At 56.3% G+C, this 23,283-nt stretch carries 18 protein-coding genes; 6 read left to right on the forward strand and 12 right to left on the reverse strand.

What is annotated here, in order from left to right; genetic code table 11:
- The first annotated feature begins 12 nt into the window (after positions 1-12).
- The 4 genes from ABC395_RS19175 to ABC395_RS19190 all read left to right on the forward strand — a co-directional run bounded on the left by ABC395_RS19175 (position 13) and on the right by ABC395_RS19190 (position 4,534).
- Positions 13-1,344, forward strand: a complete 1,332-nt coding sequence (locus ABC395_RS19175) for a DegT/DnrJ/EryC1/StrS family aminotransferase (RefSeq protein ID WP_413005525.1) — start codon at positions 13-15, stop codon at positions 1,342-1,344.
- Complete coding sequence (locus ABC395_RS19180; RefSeq protein WP_413005526.1) at positions 1,328-2,185, forward strand: HAD-IIB family hydrolase; 858 nt, start codon at positions 1,328-1,330, stop codon at positions 2,183-2,185. Before ABC395_RS19175 ends, ABC395_RS19180 begins: the two co-directional genes overlap by 17 nt.
- Positions 2,186-2,246: 61 nt before the next feature.
- Positions 2,247-3,302 carry a Gfo/Idh/MocA family protein gene (locus ABC395_RS19185; RefSeq protein ID WP_413005527.1) on the forward strand — a complete coding sequence of 352 codons (1,056 nt, stop codon included), beginning with the start codon at positions 2,247-2,249 and terminating at the stop codon, positions 3,300-3,302.
- A 35-nt stretch (positions 3,303-3,337) separates the two neighbouring features.
- Positions 3,338-4,534, forward strand: a complete 1,197-nt coding sequence (locus ABC395_RS19190) for an MFS transporter (RefSeq protein WP_413005528.1) — start codon at positions 3,338-3,340, stop codon at positions 4,532-4,534.
- Positions 4,535-4,683: 149 nt separating this feature from the next.
- Here ABC395_RS19190 and ABC395_RS19195 read toward each other — a convergent pair whose 3' ends face one another.
- The 5 genes from ABC395_RS19195 to ABC395_RS19215 form a co-directional block, all read right to left on the reverse strand.
- The gene (locus ABC395_RS19195; protein WP_413005529.1) at positions 4,684-6,246 is read right to left on the reverse strand and encodes an S-layer homology domain-containing protein; all 1,563 of its coding nucleotides are present in this window, start codon (positions 6,244-6,246) and stop codon (positions 4,684-4,686) included.
- A gap of 44 nt (positions 6,247-6,290) precedes the next feature.
- Positions 6,291-7,046: a tRNA threonylcarbamoyladenosine dehydratase gene (locus ABC395_RS19200; protein WP_413005530.1), complete on the reverse strand. Its 756-nt coding sequence runs from the start codon at positions 7,044-7,046 to the stop codon at positions 6,291-6,293.
- A 204-nt stretch (positions 7,047-7,250) separates the two neighbouring features.
- Positions 7,251-9,035 carry an aspartate--tRNA ligase gene (gene aspS, locus ABC395_RS19205; protein ID WP_413005531.1) on the reverse strand — a complete coding sequence of 595 codons (1,785 nt, stop codon included), beginning with the start codon at positions 9,033-9,035 and terminating at the stop codon, positions 7,251-7,253.
- Positions 9,032-10,321 (reverse strand): histidine--tRNA ligase, encoded by a 1,290-nt coding sequence (hisS, locus tag ABC395_RS19210; protein ID WP_413006771.1) that lies wholly within the window; start codon positions 10,319-10,321, stop codon positions 9,032-9,034. Before hisS ends, aspS begins: the two co-directional genes overlap by 4 nt.
- Positions 10,322-10,803: 482 nt before the next feature.
- The gene (locus tag ABC395_RS19215; protein ID WP_009674280.1) at positions 10,804-11,109 is read right to left on the reverse strand and encodes a winged helix-turn-helix transcriptional regulator; all 306 of its coding nucleotides are present in this window, start codon (positions 11,107-11,109) and stop codon (positions 10,804-10,806) included.
- Positions 11,110-11,347: 238 nt separating this feature from the next.
- Here ABC395_RS19215 and ABC395_RS19220 point away from each other — a divergent pair, with 238 nt between their 5' ends.
- Complete coding sequence (locus ABC395_RS19220) at positions 11,348-12,133, forward strand: phosphodiester glycosidase family protein (protein WP_413005532.1); 786 nt, start codon at positions 11,348-11,350, stop codon at positions 12,131-12,133.
- 171 nt (positions 12,134-12,304) lie between these two features.
- Here ABC395_RS19220 and ABC395_RS19225 read toward each other — a convergent pair whose 3' ends face one another.
- The 4 genes from ABC395_RS19225 to ABC395_RS19240 all read right to left on the reverse strand — a co-directional run bounded on the left by ABC395_RS19225 (position 12,305) and on the right by ABC395_RS19240 (position 17,690).
- A complete protein-coding gene (locus tag ABC395_RS19225; RefSeq protein ID WP_413005533.1) occupies positions 12,305-14,287 on the reverse strand; it encodes an FAD-dependent oxidoreductase in 1,983 nt (660 codons plus the stop codon).
- Positions 14,288-14,716: 429 nt separating this feature from the next.
- Complete coding sequence (locus ABC395_RS19230) at positions 14,717-14,890, reverse strand: hypothetical protein (RefSeq protein ID WP_413005534.1); 174 nt, start codon at positions 14,888-14,890, stop codon at positions 14,717-14,719.
- Between the two features lie 130 nt (positions 14,891-15,020).
- The gene (gene dtd / locus ABC395_RS19235; RefSeq protein WP_413005535.1) at positions 15,021-15,464 is read right to left on the reverse strand and encodes a D-aminoacyl-tRNA deacylase; all 444 of its coding nucleotides are present in this window, start codon (positions 15,462-15,464) and stop codon (positions 15,021-15,023) included.
- Positions 15,465-15,503: 39 nt separating this feature from the next.
- A complete protein-coding gene (locus ABC395_RS19240; RefSeq protein ID WP_103993357.1) occupies positions 15,504-17,690 on the reverse strand; it encodes a RelA/SpoT family protein in 2,187 nt (728 codons plus the stop codon).
- Positions 17,691-17,926: 236 nt separating this feature from the next.
- On the opposite strand from ABC395_RS19240, the gene uraA reads away from it, so the two are divergent.
- Positions 17,927-19,183: a uracil permease gene (gene uraA, locus ABC395_RS19245; protein WP_413005536.1), complete on the forward strand. Its 1,257-nt coding sequence runs from the start codon at positions 17,927-17,929 to the stop codon at positions 19,181-19,183.
- A gap of 91 nt (positions 19,184-19,274) precedes the next feature.
- Here the strand turns inward: uraA and ABC395_RS19250 are convergent, their stop codons facing one another.
- Genes ABC395_RS19250 through ABC395_RS19260 form a run of 3 tightly spaced genes read right to left on the reverse strand, consistent with a single transcriptional unit; the run spans position 19,275 to position 23,268 of the window.
- A complete protein-coding gene (locus tag ABC395_RS19250; RefSeq protein WP_413005537.1) occupies positions 19,275-19,790 on the reverse strand; it encodes an adenine phosphoribosyltransferase in 516 nt (171 codons plus the stop codon).
- A gap of 14 nt (positions 19,791-19,804) precedes the next feature.
- On the reverse strand, positions 19,805-22,267 hold the full coding sequence (recJ, locus tag ABC395_RS19255) for a single-stranded-DNA-specific exonuclease RecJ (protein ID WP_413005538.1): 2,463 nt from the start codon (positions 22,265-22,267) through the stop codon (positions 19,805-19,807).
- 47 nt (positions 22,268-22,314) lie between these two features.
- A complete protein-coding gene (locus ABC395_RS19260; RefSeq protein WP_413005539.1) occupies positions 22,315-23,268 on the reverse strand; it encodes a cation diffusion facilitator family transporter in 954 nt (317 codons plus the stop codon).
- Positions 23,269-23,283 lie beyond the last annotated feature (15 nt).

Here is a 23,283-nt window from a genome sequence, read left to right on the forward strand (position 1 = left end):
GAGGAAAAAACCATGCTGATCACCAAAAATAAATATCAGGGAACAAGCAAAGACCTTCTTCATCTGATGAATCGTATCCAAACAGGACGTGACGTAGAGCCCGATTGCTTTGAGAATCATTTGGTAAACAAGAAGATAATAGAAAAATTATACAATTCAGGTAATAAAATTACAATTCATACTTGGATTCGATCTTTATTTTCCGCTCTTCCCCAATTTCCCGGAAAAGTCGATTTCCTGCCTCTGAACAGGCTGATTTCCGAAGAAGAAGTGGAAGCGATCCTGGCGGTCATGAAAGAGGTGCTCCCGACCGGGCAGTTCACCAGCGGACCGTATGTCAATCGCTTTGAAGAAATCCTCTCCAGCTACCTGCAAAAAAAATATATCGTGGCCACCTCCAGCGGAACGGATGCGGCCATGGTGGCTCTGCTCGCTTTGGGCCTCCGCCCCGGAGATGAAGTTATTATGCCGGCCAACAGCTTTGCCGCAACCGAGAATGCCGTGCTTGCCGTAGGCGGCGTCCCCGTCTTTGCCGATATCGACCCGCACACGTATACGCTCGATCCGGCAAGCACGGAAGAAGCCATTACGCCCCGGAGCCGGTTTATCCTTCCGGTGCATTTGTACGGGAAGAAGGCTGATATGGCAAGGCTCCGCGAACTTGCGGACCGGTACTCTCTGCTGATTGTCGAAGACGCCTGCCAAGCCATCGGCATAACGGGACTCGGACGCGAGGGAGATGCCCTCATTCTGAGCTTTAATCCCTATAAGAACGTAGGCGTATGCGGAAAAGGCGGCGCGATAGCTCTGGACAATGAAGAAGCGGCGCAGCGGTGCCTGCAGTTCAGTTATCACGGCTTTGAGGTCAACGTCAAGAACCGCAAAGTAAGAGACTTCGGATACAACAGCCGGATGGATAACCTGCAGGCCGCCATCGGGATCGAGCGGATAAAGCATCTTTCCTTGAACAACTTCAAACGGACGGTTCTGGCCGACCGGTACCGCCAAGGCTTGCAGCCGCTGGCCGACAGCCAGAAAATCCGGCTGCCCGACATGTCGGACGACCACGTCTGGCACCACTTCCCCATTCAAATCCTGGGCGCAGACCGTGACTTTGTACGGCGCGAGCTGAAGGACAAGTATTCGGCCGAAACCGATATCTACTATCCCGTCTTGTCCCACAGGCAGAATACCACGTTCGTGAATACCCGCTATACGGATGCGCGGCTTCCGCAAACGGAGCAGGCGCACAGCCGGCTGCTGCATCTGCCGATGTATCCGCATTTGACCTGGGAAGAACAAGACCATCTGATGGAGGGACTGCGACGTGTTATTGGAGTATAAAGACAGCTTCGTCCGGCTGGAACATCCCCTGAAACCGAAGCACCTCGTGTTCTGTGACTTTGACGAAACTTATTTTCCGCACGTTTTGCTGGAAGAGCACCGCAGGGAACTCGAGGAGCTTGAAACGTTCATCGAACGGAAAAGCCGTGAAGGAGAATTGATGATCGGCTGGGTAAGCGGCAGTAAACTGGAAGATATTTTAAACAAAATGAACAAAGGAAAATTCCGGATTTTTCCTCACTTTATCGCAAGCGACCTCGGGACGGAACTTACCTATATGACTCGGGAACGTTACGGCACGAGGGACGAACAGTGGGACAGCCGGCTCACAAACAGCGGGTTCTCCGAAGAATCGGTTAGCACCGTTGTCCGGCGGTTGTTTCATGAACACGGCGTGGAATTAACTCCTCAGACCCAACTGGGCAGTTCCCGCTTCAAATGGAATTTTTACTATAGGCAAAAAGATCCCGTAACAGACCGGCATGCGGTCGAGTATATCCGCCATTTGGCCGGCCGTTACCGGCTGGACGTCAACATCAACCGGTGCAATCCTCTGGCGGGCGATCCGGAAGACTGCTATGACGTGGACTTCATTCCCCTTGGAACCGGGAAGGCGGAGATCGTGCGATTCATGCTGGAGCGGTACGGCGTCGGGCCCGAGCGTGCGTTTGCTTTCGGCGACAGCGGGAACGATCTCCTTATGCTTCAGGCTGTCCGGCACGGCTACCTGGTTCACAATGCGACGGAGGAAGCCAAGGGCCTGCATCCCCTGGTCTCCGAAGGGGCTTATGTGAAAGGCATTCTTCATGTGCTTCAAGAACACTTGCAGGCGGAAGGCTGACGATTCGAAACGCTGTGTTTGATCAGAGAGAATATCCACGGATAAGGGAGAGGAAATCAAAATGATCAAAATTGGGATTATCGGAGCCGGAAATATTGCCAAGACGCATGCCAAAGCTTTGTCAACGGTCAAGGAAGCTGTCCTTACAGGCGTTCACGATATAAATCAGCCGGCAGGCGAGCGGTTCGCAGCCACCTTCGGCGGACGAGCTTTCGAACGGATCGAAGATCTGCTGGATTCCTCGGACGGCATAATTGTCGCCTCCCCTAACTTCAAACATAAGGATCATGCCCTGCAGGCCTTGGCTGCCGGCAAGCATGTCTTGTGCGAAAAACCGATGGCCATCACTCTTGAAGAAGCCCAGACGATGCGGGACTTTACGGAGAAAGCCAATGCCATCGCCATGATGGGATTCAATTACCGGTATTTGTCGTTCGTCCACATCCTGACGGAATTTATCCGCAGCGGCGAGCACGGCGGCATCATTTCGTTTAATATTTCTTTTAAGAAAGACAGCGCGCTGAGAAAAAAAGCCTTCACCTGGAGAGACAGCGAAGCCAGCAAGCAGACTAGCGGCGCACTCGGCGATCTCGGCATACACCTGATCGATATGATCTGGCATCTGTTCCGTTCGGAGTTCCGCCCCGAATCGATCCGCGTCAAAATGGCCACCAATGTGAAGGAAAAAGAAAACAGGGAAGTCCAGGTCGATGACTATTCGGAAATCCTGGGACAACTCCGTAATCAGGTGTTCATTCATATGATTACCTCCAAGAGCACGGCCCCGGAAGACTGCGGGTTTGGGATTGAGGTGATCGGACACCAAAAAAATTTCCGTTACCACACACGCGATCCACTGAGCTATACCATCACGGAAGGAATCTCGTCCACAAGCTTCGACCTCCCTCCCGCCTTGTTGACGGACCCGGCGGGCGAGTTTCACGGCTGGGCGGATTCCTTCCGGATCGAACAGATGGCATGGGTGGACGCCATTCTCCGGAATAGCCGGGTAGGCCTGCCAAGCTTTGCGGACGGACACCGTTCTCAAGCTGCGCTGAATCTGTTCTTCGAAACACACGCGAAGGATCTTTCAGGCACGCTTGTGATGCAGGCCTAATCCCCTGAATGCCTTCCGCAGATAGGAGGCCGACGATGCGAATCGTCCTTTGGATGGGCTGCGCCTTTTATTTTCTGGTTGGCGTCGTTCATGTGTTTATCGGCAGTTTGTCCCCTCATCTTTTTGCAAGATACGGAATCGGGGCCCGGGAAATCTCTGTGATCTTGTCCGTACAGTTTATCGGTTTTCTCATCGGCGTCCTGTTCTCTCCCGTTCTTTCCAAGAAGCTCGGTCCGTTCGGCGTCATTACGATCGGTCTGTGTATGGTCGGGGCCGCGTTGGCCGGCTATCTGTGGATCGACAGGTGGGAGCTGCTCTCTCTGACCGGGTTCCTCATCGGATACGGGGCGGGCACGCTGGAGACGACGGTAGGAGCTCTGATTATAGGACAAGGGGAAAGCGGCAAGTCAGGGATGGCGAAGCTGGAGGTGTTCTTCGGCTTCGGCGCCCTGCTCTTCCCCATTCTTATCCATCTGCTGGCCGGCGAGGACGTGCTTCCTGTGGTCCTGTCCTCCCTGCTCGTTACAATCATGGTGCTGCTGGCGGTATGGGTGTTCTTGACTTCAGTCGCCCGGCCGAAGCAGAGATTTCCCCGGCCCGAAAGAACCATAAGCGGCACGGAAGAGTTTTTCCCGGGAAACACATCCATCAGGGAGAAGCGCAGCTTGGGGCTGCTCATTGTGTTCGCTTTCGTATATGCCGGAATCGAAACCAGCTATGCGAACTTTCTGCCTTCGCTGATGATTGCCGGCGGATATGAACCGTACAGCCTGATCGGAGTTTCCGTATTCTGGGCGTCGATGGTTGTCGGCCGGACATTGCTTGCCGTCAAAGGGAAAAATATTCCCCCTCTGCCGATGCTGCAGATTTCCGCTCTGAGTCTGATTTTATTTTTAGGCGTGTTCCCCTTTCTCCATGATGCCATCCTGGTGCTGGCGGTCATTTTTCTGACAGGCATTGCGGCAGCTCCCCTGTTTCCGGTTGCGATTACATTTGCGGCCTCCGTTAGCCGGGGGCATGTGGATGAGGTAACGAGCTACTTTATCGCCGCCGCGAGTCTGGGCGGGGCGCTTATTTCACTTCTGGTCGGCTGGAGTCTGACTCTGGAAGAACTCCCGGTTACGCTGTTTCTGTTCGCCGGGCTGGCCCTGCTGCTCTGGTTCATTTCCTTCCGGCTGAAAGACACGGGCAGCAGCTTCTATAAACCCGCAGGCAAGAGCATGGACCGGTAAGGTCCGTGCTCTTCGTCTTGCCGGAAAGACTCGGTCGGCGCAAAAAAAGCCCTCACTCCGCCGTAAAACGGAATGAAGGCTTCTAACATTCAATCTCTAACAAATGTATTCGAATTTATTTGCCAAAAGCGGGGCTGCCGGCGAGTTATTCAGCTTTCTTCCAGCGCCAGAATTCCTTTGGACTTGCTGACGGATAACCGCAGCTTCTCCCCTTTGTCCGTTACGGTAAACAGATAACGGTCGCTCTCTTCCCGTTCGAACAGACTTGCGCCCGTTCTGTAATACCGGGCCACAATTCCTTCCGCCTCTTCACGGGTAAACGGCTCCGTCAGCTTCTCTTCCTCGCGCCCGCCGATGACCCAGCCCCCGTTTCGTTTGAGCAGCGTATAAGTCAGAAAGGCCGAATCCGTGTAAGCCCCTTCCGGTCTCTTGCCCCGTACTTTGACCCGGTCGTCCGTCACGCTGACGATTTTAAACGAAGGCCCCGGCATCGATGCGGCGGGAAAAAGGGCAACGGCTTCGTAAATCCCGCCCAGATGACGTTCATAGAACGCTTTCCAGCTTCCCGGGTCCGCATAATACCGGCTGAGGGCAGGCTGGATCGCTTCAAAGGGCGGCTTCGTGCGGGAAGCCAGTTCATGCTCAAAGAGGCTCAGCAGCAGCTCCGACGTCTTCTGCTCGTTGTACCGGATCAGGCTCGCCGCCTTGTCTGCCGTCAGCGGCCGAGCCGCTTTGGCCGCCCGTTCCTCGGCCGTTCTCTCCAGCAGAGCGAGCGCCCGCGAAACAAGCGTTGCCGCATCCCCGCGGGTCATGACGCGCTTCGGTTCGTAGCCGGCGCCCGAATCGCTGCGCAGCCCCAGCGTCATGATGTTCTGCACGGACGCCTGCGCCCACACGTCCGCATCACCGGCGTTCCGGGCCGCCGCATCCGCCGGGGCCTCGATGCCCCGGGCCTCCAGCCAGCGCCACACCATCGCGGCGGCGGCCTGGCGGGTTACCGGCTGCGCGGGCATGAACTTGACGGCGGTTACGCCGTCAACAAGCCCTGCCGCATAGGCAGCCGAAATATACGGCGTCGACCACGAGGACACGAGGTCGACGAATGGGGTCGGCCCTTCGGACGTTCCGAGTCCGAAGGCGGATGCGAGCAGCTTGGCAAACTGCTCGCGGGTCAGCGCCCCGGCCGGGTCGAACCGGCCGGGTGCCGTTCCTTCGATGAGGCCCCGCGCAGCCAAATCCGCAATCGCGTCCGCGTTGCGGTCATCCGGGGCCACATCGGCGTAGAGGCGGCCTGCGGCCGGCCGCTCCGCGGAGCCGCTGACCGCAGCTTGGGGCGCCGCCATGCCGGGGACACCCGAACCGGCACCTGCCGTCAGGGGCCCCGCTGCATGGCCTTCCTGACCCGCGGGAACCACCGGCAGCGCCGGGGCTTCAGCGCCCTGCGGTCGTATCTGCGCTGCCAAGACCCCGCCTGCGGCCGGAACCGGCCGCTGAGCGGCAGCAATCGCAGCGCCTGATTGCGCCGCAGCCTGAGCGGCTGCCGCTTGCGCTTCCGCCACTGCGGCAGCCTGTCCCGCCTGCGGCACTTCAGCCCTCTTCCCGCCGGCTCGATCCGCCTCCGCAGCCAGTCCCTGTGCCGTCAGGCTAAGCCCCGCTGCCGAAGTCAGCACGGCCGATGCGGATAGAGTGAGGAAAACCTTTTTCCAAGCCATATCTTTCCTGCCTCTCTAGGTGCGATTGTGACTTCGAAAGCCGTTTAAACGTCGATACCGGCATTATGCAGCAGATCTTTCACACATACGCTGACCATGATCAGACCGGCAACGGGCGGCACAAAAGCGTTGCTCGCCGGAGGCTGCTGCGCTTTACGGATTTCCGGCGCATTCTCCGGAACGATACGCTGAGTCACATCTTCGCGCGGCTTCTTAGGCTCTTCCGTGGAGAACACCACTTTCACGCCTTTTTTGATGCCTTCCTTGCGGAGCTTCGTCCGGATAACACGGGCAATGGGGTCCATCGTCGTTTTGGAAATATCCGCAACCTGAAACTTGGTCGGGTCCATTTTATTCGCCGCGCCCATGCTGGAGATCATCGGAATTTTGCGCTCCAGGCACTGTTTGATGAGATGAATCTTATAGGAAATGGTATCCGAAGCGTCCAGAACGTAGTCCGGCTTGTAGTCAAACAGCTGCTCATACGTTTCCTCCGTGTAGAACATCCGCAGCGCGATGGCGTCGCATTCGGGATTAATCAGCTTGATCCGCTCCTGCATAAGCTCGGCCTTAGGCTGACCTACCGTCGTCGTAAGGGCATGAATCTGACGGTTCACATTCGTAATATCCACCACATCTTTATCGATCAGTATAATTCGTCCGACTCCGGTCCGGGCCAGGGCTTCCGCCGCTATGGAACCGACTCCGCCGATCCCGAGCACGGCAACCGTGCTGCCTTTCATAACCTGGAGCCCCTCGGGTCCGATGGCAAGTTCCGTCCGGGAGAATTGATGAAGCATTCGGAATTTCCTCCTCTGTCAGCTGCAAAATGATAGGTTTACGCTAAGTTTGACCTGATTCGATGGTCAATGTCAAGTCGGGCGCTTGGTTTTATCTGTGCGGCCCGAAAAAAGGGACCCGAAGGTCCCTCCCTGTTTCCTCTATACTGCCCTGCGGCCTGTAAAATTTTTCGCGGCCGGGAGAGCGTCGCGGCTGCCGGAATTTTAAGCCTTGGCGGCCGGTTGTTTCAACGCGATGCGGATGGAAAGCTGCTCAAGCTGCTTCTCGTCGACTGCACTCGGCGCATCGGTAAGCGGATCGGACGCGCTCGCCGTTTTCGGGAAGGCGATCGTTTCACGCAGGTTCGTGCGTCCCGCAAGCAGCATCACGAGACGGTCGAAGCCGTAAGCCATTCCGCCGTGCGGAGGCGTTCCGTATTCAAACGCTTCAAGCAGGAAGCCGAATTTTTCTTTCGCTTTTTCAAGCGTGAATCCGAGCGCCGCGAACATTTTTTCCTGCACGTCGCGCTGGTAAATCCGCATGGAGCCGCCGCCTACTTCGTAGCCGTTGAGAACGATATCGTAAGCCTGGGCGCGCATTTGGCCCGGGTCCGTTTCGAAGAGGTGCAGATCTTCGTCCTTCGGACGGGTGAACGGGTGGTGCATGGCGACATAACGCTTCTCTTCTTCGTCATACTCGAACATCGGGAAATCGACGACCCACAGGAATTTGTAGGCTTTGTCGTCGATCAGACCCAGATCGCGGCCGACCTTCAGACGAAGGTTGCCCAGCACGTCGTACACGACTTTCGGTTTGTCGGCGGAGAAGACGAGCAGGTCGCCCTCTTCCACGTTGAGGCGCTCGGTCAAAGCGGCGATCTCTTCTTCTTTGAAGAATTTGACGATCGGCCCTTTCCACTCGCCTTCCTTCACGGTGATCCAGGCCAAGCCCTTGCCGCCGTAACGGGATGCGAACGGCTGGAGATCGTCAAGTTCTTTGCGGCTCCACGTCGCGCCGCAGCCCTTGGCGTTCAAGGCCTTCACGATGCCGCCGTTTTTGGCGACCATGTTAAACACTTTTACGTCGCTGTCCGCCACGATATCGGTCACCGTGGACAGCTCCAGACCGAAGCGCAGATCCGGCTTGTCGGAGCCGTATTTGTCCATCGCTTCCGCATACGTCAGACGCTGGAACGGCGTCTGGATTTCCGCACCGACCGTTTCGCGGAACAGACGCACGAGCAGCTGCTCCATCATGTCCAGGAGCTGGTCCTGGGAAAGGAAGGACGTCTCGATGTCCACCTGCGTGAACTCCGGCTGACGGTCCGCCCGAAGATCCTCGTCGCGGAAACAGCGCGCGATCTGGTAATACCGCTCCAGGCCGCTCACCATCAGCAGTTGTTTGTACAGCTGCGGGGACTGCGGCAGCGCGAAGAATTCGCCCGGATGCACACGGCTGGGCACGAGGTAATCGCGCGCGCCTTCCGGCGTGCTGCCCGTAAGGATCGGCGTCTCGATATCGAGGAAGCCGTTCTCGTCGAGGAAGCTGCGGAAAATCCGGGCCGCTTTGGCACGCAGCATGAGTGTCTGCTGCATTTCCGGACGGCGAAGGTCCAGATAGCGGTGCTTCAGGCGCAGCGTTTCGTCGATTTCGATCCCGTCTTCGATGAAAAACGGGGGATTTTTAGCCGCGTTCATAATTTCGATTTCCGTGATCCGGACTTCGATCTCGCCGGTCTGCAGGTTGGTGTTTACCGTTTCGGCGTCACGTTCAACGACGGTTCCTTTTACCGCCAGCACGTATTCGTTGCGTGCGCGGTCGCCGATTGCCAGCGCTTCGCCCGAGAAGTCCGGATTGAAGACGATTTGCACGAGTCCGCTGCGGTCGCGCAGGTCGATGAACAAGACGCCCCCCAGGTCGCGGCGGCGCTGTACCCAACCGTTTAGAATAACCGTTTCTCCGATGTTCGCTTTCGTTAATTGCCCGCAATGATGTGTTTTGAGCATCATAATGACTGAACCCCTCCATTTTCGTTTCCGGACTTTGTCCGTTTCAAAATAACTTCCGCAAACTCCTCCAGCTTGATCGTTTCCTGCTCGCCGGTGGCCATTGTTTTAACCGTTATTTCCCCGCGTTCCAGCTCGTCGTCTCCCAGGATTGCGACAAAACGCGCTGCGGAGCGGTCAGCCGATTTCATCTGCGTTTTCATTTTACGGCCCTGGTAATCCTTCTCCGCCAGGATGCCGTGCGTACGCAGCTCGTAGAGCCGCTTCACGATCTCGTCTTCGGCCGCCTGACCGAGTCCGATCAGGTACACGTCCAGCCCCGGAGGCTGAGGAAGCTGCACGCCCTGCGATTCCAGGACGAGCAGAACGCGCTCCAGGCCGAGGCCGAAGCCGACGCCGGGCTGGTCTTGTCCGCCGATCTCGGAGACGAGGCCGTTGTAGCGGCCCCCGCCGCCGATCGTATCGATGGAGCCGATGCCCGCCGCTTTATATTCGAAAGCGGTGTGCGTGTAATAATCAAGCCCGCGTACGAGGCGGGGATTGATCGTAAACGGAATCTCCATCGCCGTCAGATGGCGTTTTACCGCTTCGAAGTGCGTCCGGCACGCTTCGTCCAGATCGTCCAGAAGCTCGGGCGCCCCTTCGAAATACTTCTGATCGACTTTACAGTCCAGAATCCGCATCGGATTGCGGTCGAACCGCGATTGGCAGTCCTTGCAGAGCTTATCCTTGAGAGGCTCCAGGAACGCCTGCAGTCTTTGCTTGTAATTCCCGCGGATCTCCGGTGTTCCGACCGAGTTAATCTCGACGGACACGCCCGTCATCCCCAGTTCGCGGTAAAACGTATAGCCGAACGCGATGACTTCGGCATCCAGCGAAGGATCCTCCCCGCCGAAAGCTTCGATCCCGAACTGGTGAAACTGCCGGTAGCGTCCGGCCTGAGGCTGTTCATACCGGAACATCGGACCGATGTAGAAGAGCTTGCTGATATCGGGTTCCCCGTACAGTTTATTTTCCACATACGCGCGTACGACGCCGGCCGTTCCTTCGGGACGGAGCGAAATACTGCGGTTTCCTTTGTCCTGGAACGTGTACATTTCTTTCTCTACGATATCCGTCGTCTCTCCGACACCTCTGGAGAATAGCTCGGTGTGTTCGAAAATCGGCGTACGGATTTCCCGGTAGCGGAACCGGCCGCACAGGTCGCGGGCTTTGCTTTCCAGCGCCTGCCACTTTTCTACGGTACCCGGCATAATATCCTGGGTGCCCTTCGGCTTTTGTATGCTCATTTGAGCTTCCTCCTTGTCTTCCTTGTCGACTTCCCCATTGTCCTGCGTCTGCGATGCTGCTTTTTTTGCCATTAAAAAAGTCCCCCATCCCTAAAACCGCAAAACGGTCAAAGGGACGAGAGACGTTAGTAACTAACCATCACCCGTGGTGCCACCCACATTCCGAAAATCGGCGGCCTGCGGCGCGGAAAGTCCGGCCGGGCTGATTTTCGCTTCATACGGTTAACGCCCGTCTACGCATATCGGCTAATGGGAAACGGTCTGCACGGCACGTTCCAGGGAACAAGCTCAAGCAGCCCTCTGTTCACCGACTGTCCTCCGGGAGGTCTTACGCTCGGCCATCATAAGGAAGCTTGCAGCCAGGGCTTCCCTCTCTGAGTACGTGGAGTCGAACGACTTCATCCCTTCAGCGGATCAAAGTTTTTCAGGGTTGTGTTAGAAATGATTGTAATCGGCTCATCCGGTAAAGTCAAGCTTTTCCCTTACCAAGTTTCCGCCCATTTCTGCAGCTCGTCCATGACCGGCTCCAGGCCCTTGCCTTTCTCGGTCAGTTCGTATTCGATCCGCACAGGCGTCTCGGGGTATACGTGCCGGATCAGAATGCCCGCCGCCTCCAGCTCTTTAAAGCGCTCGGACAGCATTCTGTCGCTCATGCTCGGTATCATATCGGATATATCTTTAAAACGTTTGGGACCGCTCAAAAGGACCCGGATGATCAATCCCGTCCAACGTTTTCCAAGCAGCTCAAACGCGTTCTCGAATTTGGGACACAAATGAAAATCTGCCATGCGACATCATCTCCTTAGTAACATCTTACCATAGTCACTTGTCAAAAGTAAGTCTATACGGCTAATATCCCGCGGACGGGCTCCTACAGTCCCGAACCCGTGTAATCGCTGCCGGACCGTCTTTTATTTACACCTTTTTCAGGCATTTGAAAAATGCGTGTTCTACTCTAGCGGCCCCCTCATAGAATAGGATCATAGAGTAAAAGAATCGTAGAGCCGAACAGAAGGAGGGTTGGCTATGCTTCCCCGTTTTTTTGCCCGATTAGACAAGCTGCTTGTCATTTACGGCGCCGTCGCGGCGGCCAGTTTTGCCGTCACCCTGCTCTTCGCCCATCAGTCCGGAGAACAAGGCCCTCCGCCTCCCGCTTACGCCTATGCGCAAATAACGGCGCCCAACGGAGTGGAGCTGCATGTGGCGAAAACGAAGCCCGAACGGATCGCGCTTAAAGCCGTGAAAGGCAACATCATGGAGGTGCCCGAGTTCGGGATCAACGGCGGCTTTTTCTGGCAGGGCAATCTGCTCAGCATCGCCGTCATGAACGACCGCCCGGTCAAGGGGGCGCAGGGCGAATACGGCTCGGGCTGGTTCAATACCGGTCATAAGCGGGGAACCCTCGTCTGGGACGGCGCAGCCCGGCGGTTTACGGTTCAGCAGGCGTCCGACGCGGCCGAGCTGCAGGTGACGGACCGCACCCGCTACTGGGCCCAAGGCGGGATCTCCATGAGCCTGCAGAACGAAGCCGATTGGCGCAAGCTCGCCAAGGAGGAGAATATGCCGGCGCTGAACGAAGCCCGCATGCGGACCGGCGTGGTGTACGACAAGAGCAATGCCGTCTGGCTCGTCGTAACGCCTACACCGTGCACCGGCGAGCAGTTCCGCGCCGCAATCGCGGGATCGCTGGGCAGAAGCGGACTCGTCGACGGCGTATTCCTCGACGGCAACGGCTCCTCGCAGTTGAAGGTGGCGCAGGCCTCCCTGCCCGGCGACAAGCGGCAAATCTATCAGATGATCGCCCTGCATTAACGATCCGTTTTTAAGAGAAACCCGGCCTAAAAAAGAAAAGAGCCTGCAGCACGAAGCTGCAGACTGTCCATGGATATCTATATCGTAAAGGGGGTCGATATTTAGTATAGGGTGCGAACATTAATCCCAGATGAAAATCAAGTTACAATTTCGTTACAATGTCGGACCCGCTTATTGCGCCGCAGGTTTCGCGCCTTTGCTTTCGGCGTATTTATGCAGATCCATGATCAGCATAAAGGTATCGCCGTTGGTCAGGTTCTGCTTGTCCTTGATTGTCGCGAGCGACAATTCCTGCACGATTCCTCGTTTGGAAAGCTCGGCCAGGGCGCTTTCCTTCGGAACGGCGATGCCCAGTCCCTGCGTCATCGTATACGCGGCCTGATCGAGCGTCAGCGCGGACTTCTTGCGCGCTTCCTCGTCGATTCCTTTCAGCGAGCCGCTCGGGTCGCCGCCGTAAGCCGACGGAATGATTTTCTTCATCCGGGTGATGTAGTTCACCATGCGCTGGGGGTTTGAAACTTTGTCCAGCTCAAACTCGTTCTTATATCCGCCGCCCACGAGGGACATGGATACGGCCGATTTAAGGCCTTCATACTGCTTGTGGGTCATAAAAGGCTGCGGCTTCATGCTGAACGGCTTCAGATCCATGCCCTGCTTGTTCAGCATTTCCTGAAGCTTCGCCACGTTTTCCTTCGAAGCGGCGAGCTCGCGGAAGCTCAGGCCCGCATCCTTGGCGAGCTTGGCCGCGGCGCCTGCCGCTTCACCCTCGGCCATGCCGACCGGGATGACACGGGCGCTGCCGTGCGGAAGCGTGTCGTAAGAAGCGGCCCGCCCGATGACGAGCAGCCCGTCCACCTTCTTGGGCACGATGCTCCGGAAAGGAATCGCGTACTGCTCCGGCTGCGTGACGACCATTCCGGTGTCCGTCGGAGCCAGACGCTGAATGTCGACCGGATACGAACCGAAAGCGATCCGGTCCCACTGGTCGCGGTTTTCCAGCAGGTCGATAATATTCAGGCGGTACTCCCCTTGAATATGGCGCGTTTCCCTCACGTACAGCTCGGGAGCCGTTCCCGCCAGTTCGACACCCGCGAATTCGGGATAGTTCTTTTTCAGGAAAGCGACCACGTTCGGGATTTCTTTCTTCGCGATTTCAAATGCCTCGGCCCGCGACTTCGCGTCCAGACCGTCGATATTGAAAATTTGCAGCGCATTGATCAGAACCATGTCGCCGTCCTGGCGGCCGATATTCAAACCGCGCATCTTCACGCGTTCGGGGTTGAGAGCCGGGTAATTGTAAAGTTCCTTATAGCCCCATGCGCTGACTTCGTTCGCATCGGACATCGGATCGTCGTCCGTTTTCAAATGCTTGCTGATCTGGGACCAGACGTCCGGGGTCACATTTTTCAGCTTGAATACGAGCGTAACCGCCATTTTGGCGTTTTTGTTGCCGAGGTCTTCCAGACCGTATGTAAAAGGTACTCCCGCCGCAGCGGCGATATCGCCGTCTTGGGTCGCATCGATCACCGCATTCGCACGGATTTCCTGCTTCGTTCCGTCTTCTTTTGTAAGGGTGATGCCTTCTACGCGGGTTTGCTGTCCCTGATTGGATAAGAGCGGCTCGATGGATTTAAGTTTAAGCATCAGATCGATATTCTTCTCGCCGCGCACCATATCGTAGAAAGCGTTCGCCGCCGTGTTAATGCTGAAGGAATCGCCTTCGATTTTACTGTACCATTCGGAAAAAAGGCCTTTGTTCAGCACATCGTGCGGATTGAGCACGGACGGGTTCGGCACATAGTTCATGTCGATGCTGTTCAGCCATCCGAGCGTCATCAGGCCGCCGAGAATTTCCCGGTCGTGCCCGTCCACCAGCAGGGTCTTCTGCCCGTTGCGGGCGGCGGACACCGCTGCCGTTATGCCTTCGGGGTCCGTCCCGACGACGATCACGTCATACTGCTTTTGCAGATTCGCCGCCGACTTCACTTCGGACAGCGTATGCTGAGCGATCGGCTTCGGTTTGTTGTGATGGCGGTACTGCCAGTAAAGTGCGGCCGCGGCTGCGATTACGGTCAGCACGATCAGCAGGCACATCCAGACGATCCAGGATTTTGATGCGGCATGCTTCGAATTATTGCTCTTACTCTTTGTCATGGGGCACCTTCCTCATTGTATTCCAACTGCTTACGTTTCTGCTTGCGTCCCGGCCATGTAGTCCTCTGTGCATGGATTTGTTCCGGAGCTTCTCCGGCTTTGCCGAACTAATATGATTACGCCAGGGACAGCGGAGAGTAGGGGAGTTGAACCCGTTATCCGCCTTGGTGTACCTATCGGTTTTGTAGGGCCGCGAACTTATTTGAACCCCCCGGAACCGCGGAAAGTTCAAGCACCGCTTCTTCTTATACGGGAATGAAGCCGAACGGTCTCCGTTTAACGGCAAAAAGCTTCTTTTCCTCCTAAAAATGACCATGACTAGTGTAACATATTTTGCAAGGGGGACAAAGGCTTATGGCCGGGTGCGCCGCCGCGGTCTTCTTATCCGTGCAAAATGAAAACCGGCCTTCCGCTGGGAGGCCGGTCTCGTTAACGGGGCGGCACTTTGGCCGTCCGTTTGAATCTTCCTTGCACGGGGGCGATTTCCCCGCTCGCTTCCATCCCGGACAGCTCCGCTCCGGCGCGTATTCTTTCGGAATAAGCGGAATGAGCGAACTGGCTCTCCGGCTGGGTCATTTGCTTTTCTTTAAAGGATCGGCGCATGGTTTAGGAAGGCTCCTCTGTCTAGTGGCACGCCGGCGAAGATTTATCTCTAAAAGACACCCCTGCGGCCGACGGCTTCGACTTTTAGCCTGTCCCGGGAGCTGACGGATTATGCCGGCCCCGTGCCGGATCAGGCTTTGCTTTCGAGAATAAGTGTAACCGGTCCCCAGTTCGTGAAGGCGACGTCCATCATTTTTCCGAAAGCGCCCGTTTCCACATGAAGCCCCTGAGCGCGGAGAAGATCGTTGAATGTATCGTACAAAGCTTCTGCCTGCTCCGGACGGGCCGCTCCCATAAAATTCGGCCTTCTGCCCTTCCGGCAGTCCCCGTACAGGGTAAACTGGGATACGGAAAGAATGCTGCCGCCGATGTCCTTCACCGAAAAGTTCATCTTCTCCTGTTCATCCTCGAAAATGCGCAGGCCCGCGATCTTGTCCGCCAAATATTTGGCGTCCTCTTCCGTATCTTCATGGCCTACACCCACCAGAAGCATCAACCCCCGGTCGATGCGGCCGACAATTTCCCCGTCTACCGTAACCTGCGCTTCCTTGCTGCGCTGTACCACGACTTTCATGATTCCACTCTCCTTGCCGAACGTGCCTTGCCCGTATGTTTACTGCATGATCCGCTGAACGGAATATACATCCTCCACGCGCTTGATTTTCTCCACGACAGCATGAAGGTGCTCGATGTTGCGGATCAGGATGGTCATGTGAATCATGGCCATTTTGTTCTTGTCGGAACGGCCGGAAACCGCCGAAATCATCGTTTTGCTTTCCGAAACGACCTGAAGCACTTCGTTCAGCAGGCCGCGGCGGTCATGGCCCGTGATTTCGATTTCCACGTGGAAATTCGATTCCACGGAATCCGCCCACTCCACCTCGATGACGCGGTTTCCTTCCTCTGTGTTTTCACCCGGTATGTTCGTGCAGTCCGTCCGGTGCACCGACACCCCGCGGCCTCGCGTGATGTAGCCGATAATGTCGTCGCCCGGCACCGGGTTGCAGCATCTCGCGAAGCGGATCAGCAGGTTGTCCACCCCTTTGACCCTTACGCCGCTGACCGGTCTGCTTTTCTTCTCGGGCGGAGCCGCCTTGACTTCCTTGACCTCGTTGGTCAGTTCCATCGCCTGGGCTTCTTCCGCTTCCTTCTCTTTGCGGAGCTTCTCCGTAAGCTTCGTACAAATCTGAGCGGCGGTGATTCCGCCGAATCCGATAGCCGACATCATATCTTCGATATCGTTAAAAGCGAATTTCTTGGCCGCTTCCAGCAGCTTCTCGTCCGTCATAAGCGCCTGCGGGTCGAAAGACAGCCGCTTCAGCTCGCGTTCGATGGCTTCGCGCCCTTTGGCCACGTTCTCCTCGCGCTTCTCTTTCTTGAACCACTGCTTGATTTTGCTGCGCGCGTGCGAGGACTGGGCGATTTTCACCCAATCCTGGCTGGGTCCGTAGGAATGCTTGGACGTCAGGATTTCCACGATATCGCCCGTTTTGAGCTTGTGGTCCAGCGGCACGATACGGCCGTTGATCTTGGCTCCGATGGTGCGGTTGCCGACTTCCGTATGAATGCGGTAAGCAAAATCAAGCGGAACCGCACCCGCCGGAAGCTCGATAACCTCCCCTTTGGGGGTAAACACAAAAACGAGATCGGTAAAGAAATCCATCTTCATGGATTCCATAAATTCCGACGCGTTGTCTGTTTCTTTCTGCAGCTCGAGAATTTCACGGAACCACTGCATCTTGTCACTGAACGTTCCCTCGGGGGACCCGTTGCCTTCTTTGTAGGCCCAGTGGGCCGCGATTCCGTATTCGGCGGTCTGGTGCATCTCCCAGGTCCGGATCTGGACTTCGAGAGGCTCGCCCTTCGGGCCGATCACCGTCGTATGAAGCGACTGGTACATGTTCGGCTTCGGCATGGCGATATAGTCTTTGAAACGCCCAGGCATCGGCTTCCACAGCGTGTGGATAATTCCGAGCGCGGCGTAGCAATCTTTAATGTTGTCCACGATGACGCGCAGGGCCATCAGATCGTAGATCTCGTTAAACTGCTTGTTGCGTGAAGACATTTTTTTGTAAATCGAATAAATATGCTTGGGCCTGCCGGAAATATCGCCTTCGATGCCCATTTCGCGGAGCTTGTCCTGGATATTGCGGATCACGTCCTCGATATACTGCTCCCGCTCCGTCCGCTTCTTCTGCATAAGATTGACGATCCGGTAATACTGCTGGGGATTCAGATAACGGAGCGCGATATCTTCCATTTCCCATTTGATGGCGGAAATACCGAGCCGGTGGGCGATCGGACAGAAGATTTCGAGCGTTTCGTCGGCAATCCGGCGCTGGCTTTCTTCGGACTGATACTTCAGGGTGCGCATATTATGCAGCCGGTCGGCCAGCTTAATAAGAATGACGCGGATATCCTGCGCCATCGCCACGAACATTTTGCGATAATTCTCGTTCTGCTGCTCTTCTTTGGTTTTAAATTTGATCCGTTCCAGCTTGGTCAATCCGTCTACCAGCATGGCACAGGTTCTGCCGAATTTATCTTGGACGGCCTCGAGCGAAACCGTAGTGTCTTCCACGACATCATGAAGCAGAGCCGCAATAATGGACGTCACGTCCATCTGCATGTCGACCAGAATGTCGGCAACGGCCAGAGGATGTAAAATATAAGGCTCTCCGGATTTGCGCACCTGCCCGTGATGAGCATGTTCCGCGAACTCGTACGCCTCTCTGATTCGGTTGAGTTCTGTCTCTTTAAAATACTGTGCCGCCTTTTCCAGCAACTGCTCTATTCCCATGAATAAACCCTTTCTACGAAACATGGATATTTCTATTCATTATGCCTAAATTGTGCGCCTTGCGTCAACTGTCAAGCCCGCTCAAAACAAGAAAATTCGGGAAATGGCGACCTTTTTCCGCAAAATCTCCCTCCGGTCCGAAAAAAGCTATAGACGAATCCCGAAAATCTGCTACACTTGTCGATGGAACTCTAGCTATCATCGCTTAAACGCGATAAAGGAGGAAATGTTCGGACATGAGTAACCGTACCATTGGGGTTGATGAACGGCCATCCCTGGGCAAAACAATTCCGCTGAGTCTTCAGCATTTGTTCGCCATGTTTGGCTCCACTGTTCTCGTTCCCGCGCTGTTTCAAGTAAACCCCGCCATCGTACTTCTGATGAACGGGATCGGAACACTTCTCTACATCTTTCTGTGTAAAGGAAAAATTCCGGCCTATCTGGGCTCCAGCTTCGCCTTTATTTCGCCGGTGCTCGGCGTGCTCGCCACCAAAAGCTACAATTCGGCGCTGGGCGGCTTCATCATCGTCGGGATCGTCTTCGTCCTTGTCGCCCTGCTGGTCAGACTGGTCGGGACGAAATGGATCGACGTCGTCTTCCCTCCGGCCGCCATGGGTGCCATCATCGCCGTTATCGGACTTGAACTGGCCCCGACCGCCGCAGGCATGGCAGGGTTTCTGCCGAAGGACGGCGCTCCCCTCGACGGCAAAGCGCTGCTCGTCTCCATCGTTACCCTGCTGATCGCTCTGCTGGGCAACGTCCTGTTCCGCGGATTTATGAAAATCATTCCGATTCTCGTTTCGATCATTGCCGGGTACGTTCTGGCCGCCATCGTAGGAATCGTGGATTTCTCCAAGGTTTCGGAAGCGAACTGGTTCGCTCTGCCGCAGGTATACACCCCGCAGTTCGACCTGACTTCCATCGTGCTCATCCTGCCTGCGGCCCTTGTCGTGATCGCCGAGCATATCGGGCATCTCGTCGTAACCGGCAATATCGTCGGCAAGGACTTGTCCAAAGATCCGGGACTTGACCGCTCGCTGCTCGGGAACGGGATCTCTACTATCCTGTCCGGTTTCGTCGGTTCTACACCGAATACGACCTATGGTGAAAATATCGGGGTACTGGCGCTCACCCGTGTATACTCGACCTGGGTCATCGGCGGCGCGGCCTTGTTCGCCATCGTGCTCTCCTTCTCCGGAAAACTTGCCGCTCTGATCATGACGATCCCGACTCCGGTTATGGGCGGCGTCTCGCTCCTGCTCTTCGGTGTTATCGGCGCATCCGGTATCCGCATGCTGGTCGAAAGCAAAGTCGATTATTCCAAGGCGACTAATCTGATTTTGACATCCATCGTACTGATCATCGGTCTGAGCGGAGCGATGCTAAAAATCGGTTCCTTTGAGCTGAAAGGTATGGCTCTGGCGACCGTCTGCGCTATTGTGCTCAGTCTTTTCTTCAAACTGGTCGAGGTGCTGAAGCTTTCAAACGACTAGATTCGTGCCTCTGCTTCAAAGATATACAGTCCATTATAAAAAGCCTGTTCTCCTTGCGGAGAGCAGGCTTTTTTTGTATCGGAACATAAGCTTAGTACTGGATCAATGTGAAGACATCTTTGCCCTCAGGCAGCTGGTCGCGGCCGTTCAAGTAAGTCAGCTCGATCAGGAAGGCCGAACCTACGACTTCTCCGCCCAGTTGTTCAATCAGATTGACGCAAGTTTTGATAGTGCCACCCGTGGCGAGCAGATCGTCGGCAATCAGCACGCGCTGGCCGGGCTTGATCGCATTGTCATGAACCGCCAGCTTGTCTTTGCCGTACTCCAGGGAGTAGTCCGCCTCAATCGTTTTGCCCGGCAGCTTGCCGCTCTTGCGGATGGGCACGAAGCCTACACCGAGCGCGTAGGCAAGAGGAGCACCCACGACGAATCCGCGTGCTTCCGGACCGGCGATCAGATCGATTTGCTTGTCTTTGACGAAACGGGCGATCTCGTCGATCGCTTCTTTGTATACAGCCCCATTTTGCAGCAGGGTCGTGATGTCTTTGAAACGGATGCCCGGCTGCGGGAAATCTTCGATGACGCGGATATACTCTTTGAAATTCATGGGGATTCCTCCATTTATGTGGGTTGCGCGGATGACAGCTGCCGCGGTGAACGGCAGCCTGCAATCCAGTCGCTTAATTCTTTGGCGGACGTATACACGCAGACGCGGTCGACTTCCGCGCGCGACAGACGTTCCTGGTATTTCCTTGAGGTCGTCAGGTCTCGCTTGGACGGAGCCGCTACGGGCCGGACGACGCCTCCGGCTTTCTCGATGAAGCCAAGCTCCTCGAATACATCGAGGACGAAAGAGATCATCGCGGCCGACAAGCCCGACCGGCGGCTGAACGATTGCAGCAGGGCGGGATTGCGCATATCCCACATGCCCTGCTGCCTGACCGACGCGTAGACCGCTTTAAACTGGTCACGCGTCGGCATCGCGCCGCCGTCCTGCGGCGCGGGATCGGCGAAGACGGCATAGCACCGGCGTAAGCCGTCCGCCTGCGCAAGCGCCCGCTCCAGCTGCGGGAGCGAGCGGGGAGCCGTGCAGAGGACAATGTCGGTCATCTCCGGGAACTGAAGTTCCCGGGCCGCTTCATTGTCCGCCGCCAGGCTCCCGTCCGGCAGGCACCGCCACACGGGGCCTGCCGGACGCCCGCCGGCGCCGGGGGCCCTGTCCTCTTCCCCGAAGAGGACAAGGGCCGGCGGCCGCGCGGAGCCGCGCCCCGGAAGGGCGGCGAGCCGCTCGCCAAGAGCGGCCAGCTCTTCGCCGACGCGCGCGGCGGGTTTGCCTCTCCAGTCGAAGACCTGGAGAGCGGGGATGCGCAAGTCCTGCAGCATAAGCTGCGGCTTGCGCACGCCGTTCCACTCATTGACGGAGAGTTCTCCGACAATGTCAACGGGCGCCTGCGGCGTCATCAGGCTGCCGAGCCAGCCCTTGCCGAAGCCCACGGCCTCGACTCCGGCCGCAATCTCGGCGGCGGCATCCGTGAGAACCAGCTTGAGATGCTGGCGCTCCCGGCCCATCAGCCTGATTTCATCGAGGCGGAGGCCGCTGAACAAAATTTTCGGCGCCGGGTTGCCTACTCCGAAAGGAGCCAGTTTCTCCAGCTCCTCGATGCATTCGAGGGGCACCTCGCTGAGGCTGCATTCCGCATCGACGGCAAGCAGCGGGATAAAATCTTCCGCGCTGAGCCATTCGCCGGCAAGCGCGTTCAGCCTTCGTTCAAACTCGGCGATGTTCTCCCTGCGAAGCGACATGCCGGCAGCGGCCTGATGCCCGCCGTAATGATCCAATAGATCGGCGCAGTGCGTCAGCGCCTGATACATATCGAAACCCGCAATGGATCTGGCGGAGCCTTTGGCCATCCCGGTATCGGGATCTATGCTGAGCACGATGGTCGGACGGTAATAAGTGTCGACCAGACGCGAAGCCACGATACCGACAACGCCGACATTCCATTTTTCGCCGGATACGACGAGAAAGTTTTTGGGCGTTTCTCCCCGCTTTAAAGCCCCGTCCTGTTCTTCTTGAACGGCGGCCTTGGCAAGTCCCGTCAGCTCGTCTACAATGAACTGTCTTTCTTTGTTCAGCAGATCAAGCTCTTCCGCGATCGATACCGCTTCGGCTTCGTCTTCCGTCACCAGAAGCTTCAGTGCCGTCGAGGCATGCTCCAGCCTGCCGCTGGCGTTGATTCTGGGCGCGAGGCTGAATCCGATATGCGTAGCATTTACCGTATCTCGCTCGACACCGGAGACGTCCATCAAGGCACGCAGTCCGGGATAAGCCGACTTCCTCATTCTCTCCAATCCGAGCTTAACGATAAGCCGGTTCTCGTCATGAAGCGGCATTAAATCCGCTACCGTACCGATTGCGGCAATTTCCAGCAGTTCTTCGGGGAGATGCCCCAGCAGCCCTTGGGCCAGCTTTAAAGCCACCCCAACACCCGCAAGCCCCTTAAACGGATAGGGGCAGGTTTCTTTCTTGGGATTGATCAGGGCAAGCGGCTCGGGAAGCGTGCCGGGCGGTTCGTGATGATCCGTCACGATGACGTCCATGCCGAGTTCCTGAATATAAGCGACTTCCTCTACCGCGCTTACGCCGGTATCGACCGTAATAATGAGGGACACTCCCTGCTCTTTGGCGAGATCGACGGCCCCTTTATTCAAACCGTAGCCTTCTTTGACGCGATGCGGAATATAGGTGTCGAAATTGGCGCCGAGCCCGCGCAGCAGGTGAGCCATAAGCGCCGTCGAGCTGACCCCGTCCGCATCGTAATCGCCGTAGACACGAATTTTTTCTCCGCTGTTGAGGGCGGACCGGATCCGGCCGACCGCCGTTTCCATCCCTTCCATCAGGAAGGGATCGTGAAAATGACCGCTTCCCCCGCTGAGAAACTGTTCGGCTTCGGGAACGCTGCTAACTCCACGCAGCACAAGCAGCCTGGCAAGCAGCGGATCGATCCCGAGAGCATCGCAAAGCTGCCCGGCAACGGCCTCGTCTCCAGCGCCCAACCGCCATCTTGCTTTGGATTCCAGCACGTTGTTCCTCCTAAACTTGCATAATGATTTTTTTGCTGACGTATTCGTTAGTGAAGCATCTGCGCGCTGTCAGTTGCGGCGGCATCGATACCTTGTTTGTAGGGATAACCCGAATCGTAAGGAAATACGTGAATCGTGACATCCGAAAGATGAATAAACTTTTTCATGAGCTGATATTTGACCGACCTGGCGATATCGTTTCCTTCCAGAACGGAAATGCGCGGGTTCACGCTGATCCTGAGCTCCACAATAACATAATGCCCGTGCTCCCGGGCACGAAGATCTTCTACGGAAATAACACCCTTTACGCCTTGTACGGCGTCGATCATATCCCGCGCATCTTCCTGATGCAGGGCCCGGTCCATCGTTTTCTGCAGCGCGTCGGTAATCACCCCGTAGCTGTTTTTAACGATAAGAAGCGTGACGGCGACAGCCGCCGCAGGGTCCAGATAGTACATAAAACCCCAGCCCATTTTTTCTCCGATCAGGGCGCCTCCTACCCCGGCCAGTGTCATAATCGAAGAATACACGCCGGAACGGTGTTCCCATGTGCCCGTCACTAAATCGCGCAAGCCCAGCTTTTTCCCGACCCAGTAATTGTACCGGAACATGACTTCTTTGCAAACAAGGGAAAGGATAACGGCGATAAGCGCGTAGCTTTGGGGCGCGTTATGCACACCGGAGACCATATCCTTCACCGCATTCATGCTGATTTCCACGGATATGATCGTCATGATAACCGCAATCAGAATAGCGGCTATGGATTCCGCTTTATCACGGCCGTAGGAGCGGCCATGGTCGACGGGAATTCCCGGCGCTTTCAGACACCGCAGCGAAGCGAATGAACCCGCCGTATCCGAAGCGGAATGAACGGCGTCCGCCAGAAGGCTGCGGCTTCCCGCCATCACGCCGACCACACCCTTAAGAACCGTAAGGCCGATATTGCCTCCTATTCCGATCCATGCGGCGACTTCGGCTTTCTGAAATCGTTCGTCTGACATTTCGACTCTCCTAAT

Source organism: Paenibacillus canaveralius (assembly GCF_047238265.1).
Taxonomy (GTDB): domain Bacteria; phylum Bacillota; class Bacilli; order Paenibacillales; family NBRC-103111; genus Paenibacillus_F.

What these genes read in the sequence shown, in the direction of transcription:
- aspS (WP_413005531.1), bottom strand. Translation starts at nt 9,035, where the DNA reads ATGATGCTCAAAACACATCATTGCGGGCAATTAACGAAAGCGAACATC.
- ABC395_RS19220 (WP_413005532.1), top strand. Translation starts at nt 11,348, where the DNA reads ATGCTTCCCCGTTTTTTTGCCCGATTAGACAAGCTGCTTGTCATTTAC.
- ABC395_RS19175 (WP_413005525.1), top strand. Translation starts at nt 13, where the DNA reads ATGCTGATCACCAAAAATAAATATCAGGGAACAAGCAAAGACCTTCTT.
- dtd (WP_413005535.1), bottom strand. Translation starts at nt 15,464, where the DNA reads ATGAAAGTCGTGGTACAGCGCAGCAAGGAAGCGCAGGTTACGGTAGAC.
- ABC395_RS19190 (WP_413005528.1), top strand. Translation starts at nt 3,338, where the DNA reads ATGCGAATCGTCCTTTGGATGGGCTGCGCCTTTTATTTTCTGGTTGGC.
- uraA (WP_413005536.1), top strand. Translation starts at nt 17,927, where the DNA reads ATGAGTAACCGTACCATTGGGGTTGATGAACGGCCATCCCTGGGCAAA.
- hisS (WP_413006771.1), bottom strand. Translation starts at nt 10,321, where the DNA reads ATGAGCATACAAAAGCCGAAGGGCACCCAGGATATTATGCCGGGTACC.
- ABC395_RS19200 (WP_413005530.1), bottom strand. Translation starts at nt 7,046, where the DNA reads ATGCTTCATCAATTCTCCCGGACGGAACTTGCCATCGGACCCGAGGGG.
- ABC395_RS19260 (WP_413005539.1), bottom strand. Translation starts at nt 23,268, where the DNA reads ATGTCAGACGAACGATTTCAGAAAGCCGAAGTCGCCGCATGGATCGGA.
- ABC395_RS19225 (WP_413005533.1), bottom strand. Translation starts at nt 14,287, where the DNA reads ATGACAAAGAGTAAGAGCAATAATTCGAAGCATGCCGCATCAAAATCC.
- ABC395_RS19250 (WP_413005537.1), bottom strand. Translation starts at nt 19,790, where the DNA reads ATGAATTTCAAAGAGTATATCCGCGTCATCGAAGATTTCCCGCAGCCG.
- ABC395_RS19215 (WP_009674280.1), bottom strand. Translation starts at nt 11,109, where the DNA reads ATGGCAGATTTTCATTTGTGTCCCAAATTCGAGAACGCGTTTGAGCTG.
- ABC395_RS19240 (WP_103993357.1), bottom strand. Translation starts at nt 17,690, where the DNA reads ATGGGAATAGAGCAGTTGCTGGAAAAGGCGGCACAGTATTTTAAAGAG.
- ABC395_RS19185 (WP_413005527.1), top strand. Translation starts at nt 2,247, where the DNA reads ATGATCAAAATTGGGATTATCGGAGCCGGAAATATTGCCAAGACGCAT.
- ABC395_RS19195 (WP_413005529.1), bottom strand. Translation starts at nt 6,246, where the DNA reads ATGGCTTGGAAAAAGGTTTTCCTCACTCTATCCGCATCGGCCGTGCTG.
- ABC395_RS19230 (WP_413005534.1), bottom strand. Translation starts at nt 14,890, where the DNA reads ATGCGCCGATCCTTTAAAGAAAAGCAAATGACCCAGCCGGAGAGCCAG.